General features: G+C 55.0%; 11 protein-coding genes and 5 tRNA genes. 15 read left to right on the forward strand and 1 reads right to left on the reverse strand.

Annotation, left to right across the window (positions count from 1 at the left end; genetic code table 11):
• Positions 1–8: 8 nt before the first annotated feature.
• Complete coding sequence (locus SH248x_RS19070) at positions 9–1,991, reverse strand: type II and III secretion system protein family protein (RefSeq protein ID WP_459555917.1); 1,983 nt, start codon at positions 1,989–1,991, stop codon at positions 9–11.
• A gap of 440 nt (positions 1,992–2,431) precedes the next feature.
• On the opposite strand from SH248x_RS19070, the gene SH248x_RS19075 reads away from it, so the two are divergent.
• The 15 genes from SH248x_RS19075 (at position 2,432) to rpoB (ending at position 14,316) form a co-directional block, all read left to right on the forward strand.
• On the forward strand, positions 2,432–3,325 hold the full coding sequence (locus SH248x_RS19075; protein ID WP_459555918.1) for a hypothetical protein: 894 nt from the start codon (positions 2,432–2,434) through the stop codon (positions 3,323–3,325).
• Between the two features lie 144 nt (positions 3,326–3,469).
• Positions 3,470–3,541: transfer RNA gene (locus SH248x_RS19080), tRNA-Thr, on the forward strand.
• Between the two features lie 142 nt (positions 3,542–3,683).
• Positions 3,684–3,765 (forward strand) — tRNA-Tyr (locus tag SH248x_RS19085).
• A 60-nt stretch (positions 3,766–3,825) separates the two neighbouring features.
• Positions 3,826–3,896, forward strand: a tRNA-Gly gene (locus SH248x_RS19090).
• Between the two features lie 67 nt (positions 3,897–3,963).
• Positions 3,964–4,036: transfer RNA gene (locus SH248x_RS19095), tRNA-Thr, on the forward strand.
• A 303-nt stretch (positions 4,037–4,339) separates the two neighbouring features.
• Complete coding sequence (gene tuf, locus SH248x_RS19100; protein ID WP_459555919.1) at positions 4,340–5,536, forward strand: elongation factor Tu; 1,197 nt, start codon at positions 4,340–4,342, stop codon at positions 5,534–5,536.
• Positions 5,537–5,693: 157 nt separating this feature from the next.
• Positions 5,694–5,849, forward strand: coding sequence for a 50S ribosomal protein L33 (gene rpmG / locus SH248x_RS19105; RefSeq protein ID WP_459555920.1), 156 nt, complete (start codon positions 5,694–5,696; stop codon positions 5,847–5,849).
• A 14-nt stretch (positions 5,850–5,863) separates the two neighbouring features.
• Positions 5,864–5,936 (forward strand) — tRNA-Trp (locus SH248x_RS19110).
• Positions 5,937–6,077: 141 nt separating this feature from the next.
• Complete coding sequence (secE, locus tag SH248x_RS19115) at positions 6,078–6,506, forward strand: preprotein translocase subunit SecE (RefSeq protein ID WP_459555922.1); 429 nt, start codon at positions 6,078–6,080, stop codon at positions 6,504–6,506.
• A gap of 345 nt (positions 6,507–6,851) precedes the next feature.
• Positions 6,852–7,409 (forward strand): transcription termination/antitermination protein NusG, encoded by a 558-nt coding sequence (gene nusG, locus SH248x_RS19120; RefSeq protein WP_459555923.1) that lies wholly within the window; start codon positions 6,852–6,854, stop codon positions 7,407–7,409.
• Between the two features lie 114 nt (positions 7,410–7,523).
• Entirely contained in the window at positions 7,524–7,949 is a 426-nt protein-coding gene (gene rplK / locus SH248x_RS19125) for a 50S ribosomal protein L11 (protein WP_459555924.1), read from the forward strand.
• A gap of 151 nt (positions 7,950–8,100) precedes the next feature.
• Complete coding sequence (gene rplA, locus SH248x_RS19130; RefSeq protein WP_459555925.1) at positions 8,101–8,808, forward strand: 50S ribosomal protein L1; 708 nt, start codon at positions 8,101–8,103, stop codon at positions 8,806–8,808.
• A gap of 76 nt (positions 8,809–8,884) precedes the next feature.
• Positions 8,885–9,430, forward strand: coding sequence for a 50S ribosomal protein L10 (gene rplJ, locus SH248x_RS19135; protein ID WP_459555926.1), 546 nt, complete (start codon positions 8,885–8,887; stop codon positions 9,428–9,430).
• A gap of 140 nt (positions 9,431–9,570) precedes the next feature.
• Positions 9,571–9,978 (forward strand): ribosomal protein bL12, encoded by a 408-nt coding sequence (gene rplL, locus SH248x_RS19140; protein ID WP_459555927.1) that lies wholly within the window; start codon positions 9,571–9,573, stop codon positions 9,976–9,978.
• A 621-nt stretch (positions 9,979–10,599) separates the two neighbouring features.
• A complete protein-coding gene (gene rpoB, locus SH248x_RS19145; protein ID WP_459555928.1) occupies positions 10,600–14,316 on the forward strand; it encodes a DNA-directed RNA polymerase subunit beta in 3,717 nt (1,238 codons plus the stop codon).
• Positions 14,317–14,347: the final 31 nt, after the last annotated feature.

Genomic DNA, 14,347 nt, shown 5'->3' on the forward strand with positions numbered 1-14,347 from the left:
AGGGTGACTTATCGACCTTGTCGTGGTTGATACAGTCGGGATGGCAATGCTGATCGACCATGTGATTCACCCGAAACTGGCTGAATCGCTGACGATGGCTGTCGCACGGGAGGCTGGCCCGTTTGAGATGGTCGCATCCCGTTCCGGCCACCCATCGGCGGTGCATAGTTTGACATCGGCTGTTGATACCCTTCAGGAGTCATCGGAGCAGGTGGCATGGAATAGCCAGGCTGCATTGGCTGACCCTGTGGCAGGGAAAGCATCGGCTGGCCCTGCCCTGGCATGCTGTAAGGCTGCTGCTGTTGCTGCTGACCTTGTGGCCCCTGACCAGCAGACGGGACCGGGCTATACATCGGCTGAGCGGCACCAGGATTGAAGTGGTTGTAACCCACCTGATACCCATACCCAGACTTGTTACCCCAGGGAGCCAGTTGATAGACGTTCTGATCCGGAGCCCCGTCGACCATGTTGTAGTGATAGAACTCGCAGTCGTTCGGATGCGGTGCATAGAAGCCCGGCATCGGGGGAACTTCATCAGGATCCATCGGTCGCACAATCTCAGGCGTGACGATGATCAGCAGTTCCGACTCGTCTTCCGTCGATCGCTTGGCATTGAACAGGGCAGGGCCGACCACCGGCAGACTACCCAGCCAGGGAATGCGGTTGTTTTCTGTATTTCGCTGACGAGACAGCAGTCCGCCGAGCACGATCGTCTGACCTTCTCGCAGTTCGACCACCGTACTCAAGCGTCGAGAATTCAGCCCGGGAATCCCTCCGACCGAGTTACCAGACGTCGTTTGTGAAAACTCCGGTACGATCTGCAGACGGATATTATCCCCATCCACAACAGTCGGCGTCACCAGCAACGACGTACCAAATCCCCGGAAAGTCGTCGTCTGACCTTGTGCTCCACCGATACCGACGACCGTCGGAACCGCAAATTCGCCCCCTGCCAGGAAGCTCGCCGTGCGACCGGAGAGAACCGTCAACGCAGGCTCGGACAGGATCGTCGCGGTACCGTTACCAGCCAGGGCATCGATCAAAGTGATGATGTCACCTTCCTCGAAAATCCCGCTCAACGTCGGGGCACCGCCCGACATGTTCGTTCCAATCGATTGGCCGTTGGCAAAAATGATATTCAGGTCGACCCCATAACGTCGCAACTGCGAGCGATTGAGCTCGGCAATCCGGGCTCGAATCATGACCTGGAATTCGCCCGGAACCTGCAGCATATCGACCACATAACCAGATCCGTTCCCGAATCCGAAGAGTCGTCCACCGCCACCGCTTTCGACCGCAATCCCATCTGTTCCTCCACCACCCCCACCACCATCAGTCATCGGAGCACCAGCCATTCCCCCTTCGCGGTTAATGACTTCGCCCTGCACAACCTGCATGATACGGGTCGCTTCCTGGCTGTCGTGAGCTTGTCCCTTCACGATAATCTTGCCAGAAATCGGGATGATATAGACCTTGCTGTTCGGGAAGAGCAGGGCGAGCTTTCGCTCCAGCTTGCCATAGTCGACACGTCGTCGATCTTCCAGAGCAGGGTCGCGAATTGTATTGACCAGATAAATCAGCGGATCGTCATCATCTTCGAACCACAGCGTCAATGTCGTTGTTCCCAGCGACAGGCCAATGACCGAAATCTCTGTGTCACTGTACGGGGCGACTTCGATGACCGACGGGTCAGCAATCGCCATCCGCTTGATGCGACGATTCGTCAGCATCAGTTGACTGCGGTGGTGAATGACGTCGAACTGATCTTCGACATCAGGCATCGAGCTGATTCGCGAATCGAGCGGGACTTCTCGCTCTTCGGCGTTCTGAGCTTGGACAATGCCCTGATAGGCCGGAGAAAATCCGGATTGAGCAAACGCCTGTTCCAGTCCGAACTGGCCGGCGAGCATCGCGGTTGTCGTGACAGCAACGACAGTTCGCTGACAGGCCCGATTGAATCGGCTCGTTAGTAGACTCCACTTAGAAAGCATGCGCTCTCGCTCCTAGTCCTTGGAACTTTCGCAGAACTCCGTCTGCGGATCTCATCCGTGATGCGACACTGGTGCTTGCCGGCCAGCTATTTGGAGTGTTATCTCTCCAAACGTGGTTTATCCGGCTGCCATTTCTATCGACGCGAAAAACTCGCAATCCAGTTGTTTTCATCATGCCGCCAGTGCCAATCTGCATCGTTGTGTCTGGCGTAACGGTTATGCGCGTCGTACGGATTCTGCATGCGAATTATTCTTCCAATTTTCGAAAGATTCCTTTAAGTTTGCCCCTCTCCTTTGTGGACATCTGTCAGCAGGGACGCCGCATATTCCACAAACTTTGCGCCAAATTCACAGCTTCTTACCTACCGATTCACTTAACTACCAAACAATATGCGTACTGAGTAAACCTGACTCCGAAATCCTGCACAGGAACCCACTGAATGATCAGGACGATCTTCTCCGCCATCGCATTCTTGGCGTTTGCCCCTCTCACAGCCGCAGACCTTCCCTCAAAGCCCATCGACTTTGACACTAGCGAGCAAGCCCTTCAGATCTCCCAGACCATTGAAGGCCTCGGAGCCGCTCAGGGCATCACCCGCCACGATGGCCTTCTCTATATCTATGGCGATGCCGAAACCGGCGTCATCCGTGAATACCGCTACGAACCAGCCAGCCCCGAACCTCTGCAGTGGACCGGACTGGAAATTAAACTGACCCGCAACGGCATTGATGTCGCGCCGCACCCCACCGGCCTGACCTTCGGTTCCCACGGCGTCTTCCTCGGCGACACGGTCTATCGCCGAGGCACGATCTTCCGCATTGACTGGGAACAGGCCAAAAAAGACGGCCACCTCGACCACGCCATCCTCAACCAGATCAACGACGACCTCGGCCTCAACGGCACCCGCCCCGAATACGTCACCATCCAGGGCAAGGAACTCATCGCGACTAGCGATTACGGCCCCACAGGCAACGAAATTCGCCTCTACGACCCCGAAAAACTCAAATCCGTCGTCCGCACCAGCTCTCCGGGCGTCCTCGTCACCAAACAGCCCACCGGCCCCTGGGTCCAGACCCTCTGCTGGAATGAACAAACCAAAGAGCTGATCCTGGTCCAGAACCAGATCGAAGGCCTCGGCTACCAGCTTTCCACAACCCCTCTCGATTCAGCTGGCACCTGCGCCACCCCGCTCAACACGCTCAAACTCAGTTATCCGACTGATGAACTGGAAGGCTTTGAAATCCTCCCCGACGGACGAGCCATTTTCCTGAACTCGTCACGACAGAAAAACGCCTGGTTCGCCACCATGAATCTCGAGACAATCACTCGATAGTCGCGAGTCACTTTCCGGCCCCGCGAACATTCCTCTCACAGCCGTGTCATTCTCCACGGTGAAAAGGCTTGAACGGAATATCAAGGTCGTTATACTAGCGGGCTTCTCCGCGACTCCCGGAAACGAGGGTCACTGCAGAGATCAGCTGGCGTAGCTCAATGGCAGAGCAACGGTTTTGTAAACCGTAGGTTGTGGGTTCAACTCCCTCCGCCAGCTCTTTTTTCCTCCGACCGCAGTGACGACCACCGGGTTGGCTTGCATTTTTTCCCTTTGTCCACCAAAGTGGGCCTCGGAAAATCCTGCAGGTAACCGCAAGGCCAGCGCAGCGTTGGACGAACAAAAAGCAAACGAAACATTTGGGGGTGTGCCCGAGCGGCCAATGGGGGCAGACTGTAAATCTGCTGGCTATGCCTTCACAGGTTCGAATCCTGTCGCCCCCACTTTGTTTCTTTTTCTTTCACAGATCGCGATGACAGCCTCAGTCTGATGTGCAAACAGTCGCGGGTGTAGTTCAATGGTAGAACTCCAGCCTTCCAAGCTGGTCGTGAGGGTTCGATTCCCTTCACCCGCTCTCATTTTCCCGTAGAGCACAAGTGACTCTTCGAGCCACACTCAAACGACTGCATTCTCCTGAATTCGCTGCTGTAGCTCAGTTGGTAGAGCACGTCCTTGGTAAGGACGAGGTCAAGGGTTCGAGTCCCCTCAGCAGCTCTAGCGGTTCTGACTGACAACACTGCCAGTCGGAACCGTTTTTTGATTAACGATCTGAAATCGCTGATTTTTGATTTTCCTGTGAAAACTGGATGATTTGGCGATTCTCGCGCTGGTCGGACACTTCCGGTCGATTGCAAGTTTTTCATCAGATTGTTAGTTTTAGCCTTTTCCAAATTGTCTGGCCTCCTGGGCCTGTGTGAAGGTCTGGCCCCTTTTTAGGCCAGTAGTTGTATTCCAGCATATGCCTTTAGGCTTGTTGGCATTCAGTTTTGAAAGTTAAAGGGGACTCGGAGTTTAACGATGGCTAAGGAAACTTTCGAACGTAAAAAACCACACGTCAACGTCGGCACTATTGGTCACATCGACCACGGCAAGAGCACGCTGACAGCCGCCCTCGTCGCAGTCCAGGCTGCCAAAGGCCTGGCCACTCCATTGAGCTACGCTCAAATCACCAAGGGTGGTACGGTCCGCGATGACACAAAGACCGTCACCATCGCCGTGTCTCACGTCGAATACGAGTCAGTTGGTCGTCACTACGCCCACATTGACTGTCCAGGTCACGCCGACTACGTCAAGAACATGATCACCGGTGCTGCCCAGATGGACGGAGCGATCCTCGTCGTTTCAGCTGCTGACGGCCCGATGCCACAAACCCGCGAACACATTCTCCTGGCTCGCCAGGTCAACGTGCCAGCTCTGGTTGTCTTTCTGAATAAGTGCGACCTCGTCGATGACGAAGAGCTCCTCGAGCTCGTCGAGATGGAAGTCCGCGAACTTCTCAACAAGTACGACTTCCCTGGCGATGACATCGCGATCGTTCGCGGTAACGCCAAGGCAGCCCTGGAAAACCCAAGCGACGCGACCGCCAACGCCTGCATCGGCAAGCTGATGGACGCTCTCGACGCCGGTATCCCAGAACCACTTCGCGAATCTGATAAGCCATTCCTCATGGCTGTTGAAGACGTCTTCTCAATCAAAGGTCGCGGTACTGTCGCCACCGGTCGTATTGAGCGCGGCGTCATCAAAGTTGGCGAAAAAGTCAGCGTCATCGGCCTTCGAGATGTTCAGGAAACTGTCGTCACCGGCGTCGAAATGTTCCAGAAGACTCTGGACCAAGGCATCGCTGGCGATAACGTCGGTCTCCTGCTCCGCGGTATCACAAAAGATGATATCGAGCGTGGCCAGGTCCTCGCCGTTGCCAACTCAATCAAGCCTCACCACAAGTTCGAATGCGAAGTGTACGTTCTGAGCAAAGAGGAAGGTGGCCGTCACACGCCATTCTTCTCTGGTTACCGCCCTCAGTTCTACTTCCGCACCACGGACGTCACCGGTGCAGCCAAGCTCCTCGGCGGCGCAGAAATGTGTATGCCAGGTGATAACGTTCCTCTGGAAGTCGAACTCCAAAAACCAATCGCCATGGACCTCAACAGCCGCTTCGCGATCCGCGAAGGTGGACGTACCGTCGGTTCTGGCGTTGTGACCAAGATCCTCGAGTAATCCACTTGAGTTGATCATGACCATTCCACAGATCCTCGACGTGTTCTTCACGCCGAGGATACTGTGTTGATGGTCGCCGTATTTTTCATCACATACGGCCCGCTTTGCCTCCCATTTTCCATCGATCAATCTTTAATTTTTTTGCATTTGGTGACCCATGGCTCGCGAATACGTCTGGCTGGAATGTACTGAAACTGGTATGAGAAACTACCGCGTGATCAAGGAAATGCGTGGAACCGAGAAGCTTGAGCTGATGAAATACTGCCCAAGGCTTCGCAGACACACGCTCCACAAAGAATCTCGCAAGAAATAATTCGTCGCCTACCTACGGGCGTAGCTCAATTGGCAGAGCACCGGATTCCAAATCCGGCGGTTGAAGGTTCGAGTCCTTCCGCCCGTGTTCTTTCTTGACGAGACACTTCTGCGATTGCGCGGCTTGACCGCGTATCCTTCAACTGCATCTTCGAGAACATCACTCTTAAGACAGAGTCGGGCCACGTCGACATTGACGCGACGAGGCAACACCAGGACCAGACACGATATGGCAAAGTCGAATCTCGCTGGCTTCACCTCGGAGCTGATGTCGGCCACAATCTACAAGCGGAATCAGGGATTGAAGGTCCGCCAGGCAACTGCCATCGCGATCTTCGTTGTCTTCGCATTCGCGGGCTGGGAACTCAGCCAGTACGTCTTCGCTGAGTATACCGATCTCGTCAAATACAGCGTCCAGGGTGGCATCAGCCTCCTCGGCCTGTGGCTCGGCTTCCGTACCGTCAACTACCCGCCATTCGCCGACTTCCTGGTCGCCGTCCAGGCAGAAGTTGATAAGGTCAGTTGGCCAGATTCCACGCACCTGTACCGCGCCACTATCGTTGTCCTCGCGACCATGTTCATTGTTGCCGGTGCCCTCTTCGTCTACGACATGATCTGGCAGTGGTTCTTCCACCTCATCGGCTTCCTCCGATTTTAATCCAACCCCAAAAATCACCCAGAGACCTGCTTCCAGCAGGTCTTTTTTTTGCGCAAACATCAACTTCCAGGCCGCCTTAGGGCCACCAGAAACCTGAATTGCAAGTCCATTCTTAGCAAATCGCAGAAAAAGACTTGGGTTGCTTGAAAAAACGGTTTGACACTGTATGCTTTTCGTTTCCCAATTCGCGGCTCGGGCTCTGGTCCGAGCCGGTGTCGTTCTGGAGAGTCGGAGAATTCTTTCTTTCCAAGTTCTGCCCCTGTGGCTCATCAGGCCGGTCGACTGACTGATTCGTCTGCAAGTCAACAATCAGAACGTTTACTGTTGAGAAACTGAGTTTTCAGCATGGCGGAAGTCACACAGCAACCCGAAGGCATGCAATGGTATGTCCTCAAAGTACAGTCAAATCGCGAACGAACAATTCGCGACGCGATTGTCAAAAGGGTGAAGCTGGAAGGACTGGAAGAGTTTTTCGGTGAAGTCATCATCCCGACCGAAAAGGTTGTTGAAACCAAGGGCGGGAAAAAGAAAATCCGAGAGCAAAAGCTCTACCCGGGTTACCTGATGATTCAGCTCGTCCTCAACGACGACACCTGGTACCTCATTCGCGATACAGCAGGCGTCGGTGATTTCACCGGGGCAGCTGGCAAGCCGATTCCCATGCAGGAAACGGAAATTGCCCGAATGCTGGGCCTGGAACTTTCCAAAGACGTCGAACCAACCAAGGTCAAGATCGACTTCCAATCTGGTGAAGTCATTAAGATCAAAGAAGGAACCTTTGAAAGCTTCCAGGGAACGATCGAAGCAGTCGACGAATCAAGCGGCAAAATCACCGTTCTGATCGAGATCTTTGGTCGTCCGACACCGGTTGAACTGGATTACTGGCAAGTTGAGCGTCCGTAGTTTGTGCTCGTGCACACTCCTCGGCGATTATAGATACAGCCGACGACAAGTTCGCTCTTGTGTAGAGCAGCCTCTCGTCAGCCTCCCAAGACAGCGATACGATCAGGTTCGATCATGGCAAAAGTAGTCACCGCAGTCATCAAGGTTCAGTGCAAAGGTGGTCAGGCAACTCCTGCTCCTCCAGTCGGTACTGCACTCGGTCCTCACGGGGTCAACATCGGTCAGTTTGTCTCTCAATTCAATGAGAAGACTCGCGACATGATGGGAATGGTCATCCCCGTCGTCATTACTGTCTACAAAGACCGTACTTTCGACTTCATCCTGAAAAGCCCGCCTGCAGCTGTCCTTCTCAAGAAGTACGCTCAGGTCGCCAAGGGTGCAGACAACCCGAAGACAAACAAAGTTGGTCGCGTGACCATGGCCCAGGTTCAGGAAATCGCCAAGACAAAAATGAGCGACCTGAATTCAAGCGGTATGGATCAGGCTTGCCGAGTCATCGCGGGAACAGCCCGCAGCATGGGTATCGAAATCGTCGACTAGTCGATGCTGATACCTTGCAAGCCGCCCAGCCTCGCGGGCGAAAGAGATCATTACAATCGTCTTTCAATGCGGGCAACAGAACACGTTCGAGGGAAGACAACGAGTCCTCCCGTTATCCAGAACACAATGTTTCGATAGATAGCTGACAGATATGGCGAATACGTCTAAACGCATGAAGTTCCTGCGCGAGAAGACCGAGCAAGTTGGCAAAGTCTCTCTCGATAAAGCTGTTGAAGTCCTCAAAGGACTCAATGATCAACTGCCTAAAGGCATCAAGCCGGTCAAATTCGATCAGACCGTCGCTCTCGCCTTTAACCTTGGTATCGATCCACGCCAGGCCGATCAGATCGTCCGCGGCTCAATCGTCCTGCCACACGGTATCGGCAAGTCTCAACGAGTCATCGTTTTCGCTCAAGGCGACAACGCCAAAGCCGCTCAAGCAGCCGGTGCAGATGCCGTCGGAGCCAAAGAGCTCGCTGACCGCATTCTCAAAGAGAACTGGCTCGACTTCGATGTCGCGATCGCCAGCCCTGATATGATGGGTGTCGTCGGTCCTCTGGGTCGCGTTCTCGGTCCTCGCGGACTGATGCCATCTCCACGAGCTGGTACGGTCACCCAGGACGTCGCGACTGCCGTCAAAGAATACAAGGCTGGTAAAGTCGAGTTCCGCAATGACTCAGGCGGTAACGTCCATGCAGTCATCGGCAAGCTCTCTTTCGACACCCAGAAGCTGCTTGACAACGCCAATGCCATGGTCGCCTACCTCAACACCGTCAAACCATCCGGTGCCAAAGGGATCTACGTCCGCAGCGTCACCCTGAACGCCACCATGATGCCCGGCATCCCGGTCGGCGTCTAATTTGTGACCGTTTAAGTCGACTCTCGACTTAACTAACAAAACACTTTCTGCTCTCGATCTCTTAGGTCTGACAGTTATGAGTAAGTACGTCAAAGAATTGATCATCGACGATGTTCACGCCCGCCTGGGTGATGCTCGCGATGTCCTGGTCATCGATTCCTCAGCACTCGACCCCGTCGCTGACCACGCCTTCCGCGGCAAGATCCGCAACGCAGGCGTCAAGATGCTGACCGTCAAGAACACCCTCGCCCGTAAAGCCCTCGAAAAGAACGGCGTTACAGGCATGGAGAAAGTACTGGCTGGACCATCAACGATCATCTACGGCGGCGAAGACGTCGTTGCCCTCTCGAAGGTCGTTGTCAAGATCACCAAAGACTACAGCAAGATCACCATCAAAGGTGGATCCGTCGAAGGTACGACTCTCAGCGGCGATGCAGTCACTGCACTGAGCAAGAGCCCCGGTCGCCTGGAACTCATCAGCCAGATCGCTGGTCAGATCCTCAGCCCAGGTGCCAAGCTGGCCGGTGCACTCCTCGGACCAGGAGGCAAGCTCGCTGGTATCGTCAAGACGATCGAAGAGAAACATGGCGGTGGCGACGAGCCTTCCAGCGAAGCCGCTTGACGTTCACCCGGTCCGATCGTTCCGATCGGATCAACTTGGAAAATACAACGAAAACAATTGTTTGTGGCGTCGATGTTCGGCGACCTGGTTTTCATTTCGTCAGATTTGAGTTTTAAAAAGTTCCGTGAAAGGGTTTGATAATGGCCGAGACAGCCACACAATTCGACGACTCTACCAAGGCTCTGGGCGATCAACTGGTCGGCCTGACCCTCCTCCAAGCCAAGGCTCTGGCTGATTACCTCAAAGAAGTCCACGGCATCGAGCCAGCTGCTGGCGGCGCTGTCATGATGGCTGCTCCAGCTGACGGCGGCGGTGCTGCTGCTCCAGCCGCTGAGAAGACCGAGTTCGACGCGATCCTGGCTACCGCCGGCGATCAGAAGATCAACGTCATCAAGGCTGTCCGTGCCATCACCGGTCTGGGCCTCAAAGAAGCCAAGGACCTGGTCGAAGGCGCTCCAAAGCCTCTGAAACAAGCTGTTTCAAAGGACGAAGCCAACAAGATCAAAGAAGAAATCGAAAAAGCTGGCGGAAAAGTCGAGATCAAGTAGTTTGACCGCGGCTCATCTTCGGGCCGCTGTCCTCTGATCCCGTCTCCTGTTCCGGAACAGATTCGATTCCAGACGAAATATCAAATCGAGGCAAGCAGGCAGGTTTCCCTAAAGTCTTATGGGGTAAACCTGGCTGCTTACTTGATTTTCTGATATCGCTCTCGTATCTTTGACGAGAGACTCTGGCGTGTCAGCGCGCAAATTCCATTGCGCATCGTCTTTGCGTTGCGGAATCGCGACCAGTTTTTCGGACCGATCGACGTCCGACCTCCTGATTTCGCATCAGGTAACAACGGTGCAACCTACCCCGGTTGAACACCAAAGTCGATTTTACTGTTGTATTTTTGAGGCCGATGACCTTGTCCTTGTCCATGTCCAGAGATGAGACCCTGCACTTTGCGTCGCTCTGCTCTCTTTCCGATTCAGATCGTCCCGCTGACACGAATTCTGGCGGGAACTTTCTCCTGAGACCGATTTTCTCGATGCTTCAGTCCACGGAAGGTGTCTCAATCATCGCCACGGAAGCGATGGCTGCTTGAAGCTCTCTGACGGGCGAAACGTGACTCACGCTTTCGCATCTGGTTGCCCCTCTTTTTTCGAACAAGTTGAAAGCCACAGGCAATGCCGATTCCAGCACAACGAACGATCCCCACCAAAGAAGTTCGTAACTTTGGAAGAATCAAGAGCAACTTCGAAATCTCCAACCTGACCCGGATTCAAACCGAGTCTTATTACCGCTTCCTCCAGGCTGATATCGAGCCCACGCAGCGCAAAGACATCGGTCTTGAAGAAATCCTGCGCGAGATCTTCCCTGTCGTCAGCTTCGATGGCAACCACAAGCTCGAGTACGTTCGCTACGAACTCGGCAAGCCACGCTACTCACCAGACGAATGCCGTCAGCTCCGCCTGACCTACGGACGCCCTTTTCGCGTCTGGATGCGTCTGATGAAAGAGCAGCCGATCGAAGAGGAAGTTTATCTCGGCGATATCCCGATCATGCTCGGCGGCGGTGAATTCATCATCAACGGTGCCGAACGCGTTGTTGTCAGCCAGCTCCACCGCTCTCCCGGGGTGGACTTCGTCCTCACCGCAGAGCCAGGCGAGCGCAAGAACTACAGCTGCCGAATCATTCCAGAGCGTGGTAGCTGGATCGAATTCGTCATCTCCAAGAAAGAAACTCTCGGCGTCCGCATCGACCAGAGTGGTAAGTTCTCTGCGACGACTCTGATCCGCGCCATGGATCAGAAGTACTCATCAGACGCCGATCTGATCCGTGCCTTCTATCCGACCAAGGAAGTCAAAGTCAGCGCCAACGGTGCCGAACTGATTGGCTTGTACTCGGTCGAGAACGTCATCTATCCCAAGGGTCACGACCGCAGCGGCGAGATCATCGTCGAAGCTGCTCACCTGATCTCGGAAGCTCAGGCTCTCGAACTCTCCGAATCAACCATCAAGAAGGTCGAAGTCGTCTCCGATCACCGCGATCAGTTGATCCTGAACACGATCATCGAAGACCCTACCACCAGCCACGAAGAAGCCCTGCTGAAGATCTATCAGCGTCTTCGCCCGGGTAACCCCCCACAACTCGAGAAGGCAATCACGCTCTTCAAAGAGAAGTTCTACGATCAGAACCGTTACCGCCTCGGCCGCGTCGGTCGTTTCCGCGTTAACCGCAAATTCAGCCAGGATGTCTCCGATGACGAGATGACCCTGCAGGCGATCGACCTCGTCAACTCCATGCGTTACGTCATCCGCCTGCGAATGAACGATCAGTCTGCTCACGTCGACGACATCGATAACCTCGGTAACCGACGTCTGCGAACGATCGACGAACTCGCCGCTGACGAAATCCGCAAAGGCTTCCTGAAGCTCCGCCGCACCGTTCAAGAGCGGATGAGCCTCAAGGACGTCGAGGAAATGACTCCTCGTAACCTCGTCAATCCGAAGTCAGTCTCCGCAGCCATTGATTACTTCTACGGCCGCAGCGAACTGTCTCAGGTCGTCGACCAGACCAACCCTCTGTCGATGTTGACTCACGAGCGACGTCTGTCTGCACTGGGTCCTGGCGGTCTGAACCGTAAACGAGCCGGCTTCGAAGTCCGCGACGTTCACATTTCCCACTACGGCCGTATCTGCCCGATTGAAACGCCCGAAGGTACGAACATCGGTCTGATCTCGAGCCTCTCGATCTTTGCCAAGGTCGATGATTATGGCTTCCTGATCACCCCGTACCGCAAGGTTGTCGACGGCAAGATCACCAGCGATATCGAATGGCTGCGTGCCGACGAAGAATCGACTGTCTATGTCGCCCCTGCCGATACCCCGGTCGAGAACGAAAGACTCTCTGGCGATCGCGTTCTGGCTCGTTTCCGTAACGACGTCGTCTGGGTTCCGACCAAGACCGTCCAGTACACGGACGTGGCTCCCTGCCAGATGGTCGGTATCTCAGCGGGTCTGATTCCGTTCCTTGAGCACGACGATGCCAACCGGGCCTTGATGGGTTCGAACATGCAACGTCAGGCCGTGCCTCTTCTGATCACCGAGTTCCCCCTCGTCGGAACCGGTATGGAAGACTACGTTGCTGCCAACTCCGGGATGGTCGTCATCGCCGAGAAGGCTGGAACCATCACCTACGTCGATGCCAGCGTCATCGAAGTCGATGGCAAGAAGTATCCGCTCCGCAAGTTCACCGGCTTGAACGAACGAACCTGCTTGAACCAAAAGCCCCTTGTCAAAATGGGTCAGAAGGTCAAGAAGGGTCAGATCATGTGCGACTCCGCTGCGACCAAAGATGGCGTTCTCGCCCTCGGTCGTAACGTCCTCGTCGCCTTCATGTCATGGCAGGGTTACAACTTCGAGGATGCGATCATCCTGTCCGAGCGTCTCGTCAAAGAAGACGTCTACACGTCGATCCACATCGACGAGTTTGACGTCGAAATCCGCGAAACCAAACTCGGCCGCGAAGAATTCACCCGCGACATTCCCAACGTCAGCGAGAAAGCCCTCCGTCACCTCGACGAAGGCGGAATCGTCAAGATCGGGACACGTGTCTCTCCTGGCGATATCCTCGTCGGCAAGGTTTCTCCAAAAGCCAAGTCTGAACTGACACCGGAAGAAAAACTCCTCCACGCGATCTTTGGTCGTGCCGGGGAAGATGTGAAGAACGAGTCTCTCGAAGTCCCATCGGGCGTCGAAGGCATCGTCATTCATACTGAGAAGTTCGCACGCCGCATGTCGCTGACCGAGAAGGAACGCAAGGACTTCGAAGCTCACCTCAAAAAGGTCGAGACCGATGGCTACGTCGCTGTTGCTGAGAAGTTCAAGTCCTTCCTGGCCAACTTCGAGAAGGCTCTCGGACGTCACCTGACCGACGAAGCCGGCCGCGAAATCCGGGGCTTCAAAGAAGAGAAGTCACTGGCCGAAGCCGCCCGCAGCTTCTTCAAGTACTACAACGACCTCGATATCCGCAGCCCTCAAAAACAAGCCGAGTGCAAGCAGATCATCGACGAACAATGGGCCCTGGTCGACGACGAAATCGACCGCGCTGACCATGCCGTCAACAGCCTCAAACGTGGCGACGAACTGGCAAGCGGCGTTCTCCAGATGGTCAAGGTTTACGTGGCTTCGAAGCGTCAGATCTCCGTCGGGGATAAGATGGCCGGTCGCCACGGTAACAAGGGGGTTATCTCCAAGGTTCTCCCGATCGAAGACATGCCGTACCTGGCAGACGGAACTCCGGTCGACATCATCCTCAACCCGCTGGGGGTTCCTTCGCGGATGAACGTGGGTCAGATTCTTGAGACTCACCTGGGCTACGCCGCCGCCATCTCCGGCTTCCGCGCCATCTGTCCGGTCTTCGATGGCTGCGACGAGTCGCACATCAACGAGCTCCTCGATCAAGCCGGTCTCCCAGCCGATGGGAAGAGCCAGCTCTTCGACGGCCGCACCGGCGAAGCCTTCGAGCAGAAGACCACAGTCGGGATCATCTACATGCTCAAGCTGCACCACCTTGTCGACGACAAGGTCCACGCTCGGGCAACTGGTCCTTACTCACTCATCACCCAGCAGCCTCTCGGCGGTAAAGCCCGCTTCGGCGGTCAACGTTTCGGGGAAATGGAAGTCTGGGCTCTGGAAGCCTACGGGGCCGCCTACATCCTCCAGGAACTGCTCACCGTCAAGTCGGACGACGTCGAAGGTCGTACCAAGATCTACGAATCGATGGTCAAAGGCGAGAACACCCTCGAAGCCGGTACACCAGCCAGCTTCGACGTTCTCAACAACGAAATCCGCGGTCTGTGCTTGAACATGCAACTGGAAAAAGCCCAGGGCCCCGCCTAAGTCCATCGAGAAGAGCACCGACAGTCCAGTC

Source organism: Lacunimicrobium album (assembly GCF_052161635.1).
Taxonomy (GTDB): Bacteria; Planctomycetota; Planctomycetia; order Planctomycetales; family Planctomycetaceae; genus SXPC01.

What these genes read in the sequence shown, in the direction of transcription:
- rplA (WP_459555925.1), top strand. Translation starts at nt 8,101, where the DNA reads ATGGCGAATACGTCTAAACGCATGAAGTTCCTGCGCGAGAAGACCGAG.
- secE (WP_459555922.1), top strand. Translation starts at nt 6,078, where the DNA reads ATGGCAAAGTCGAATCTCGCTGGCTTCACCTCGGAGCTGATGTCGGCC.
- tuf (WP_459555919.1), top strand. Translation starts at nt 4,340, where the DNA reads ATGGCTAAGGAAACTTTCGAACGTAAAAAACCACACGTCAACGTCGGC.
- rplK (WP_459555924.1), top strand. Translation starts at nt 7,524, where the DNA reads ATGGCAAAAGTAGTCACCGCAGTCATCAAGGTTCAGTGCAAAGGTGGT.
- nusG (WP_459555923.1), top strand. Translation starts at nt 6,852, where the DNA reads ATGGCGGAAGTCACACAGCAACCCGAAGGCATGCAATGGTATGTCCTC.
- rpoB (WP_459555928.1), top strand. Translation starts at nt 10,600, where the DNA reads ATGCCGATTCCAGCACAACGAACGATCCCCACCAAAGAAGTTCGTAAC.
- rpmG (WP_459555920.1), top strand. Translation starts at nt 5,694, where the DNA reads ATGGCTCGCGAATACGTCTGGCTGGAATGTACTGAAACTGGTATGAGA.
- SH248x_RS19075 (WP_459555918.1), top strand. Translation starts at nt 2,432, where the DNA reads ATGATCAGGACGATCTTCTCCGCCATCGCATTCTTGGCGTTTGCCCCT.
- rplL (WP_459555927.1), top strand. Translation starts at nt 9,571, where the DNA reads ATGGCCGAGACAGCCACACAATTCGACGACTCTACCAAGGCTCTGGGC.
- rplJ (WP_459555926.1), top strand. Translation starts at nt 8,885, where the DNA reads ATGAGTAAGTACGTCAAAGAATTGATCATCGACGATGTTCACGCCCGC.
- SH248x_RS19070 (WP_459555917.1), bottom strand. Translation starts at nt 1,991, where the DNA reads ATGCTTTCTAAGTGGAGTCTACTAACGAGCCGATTCAATCGGGCCTGT.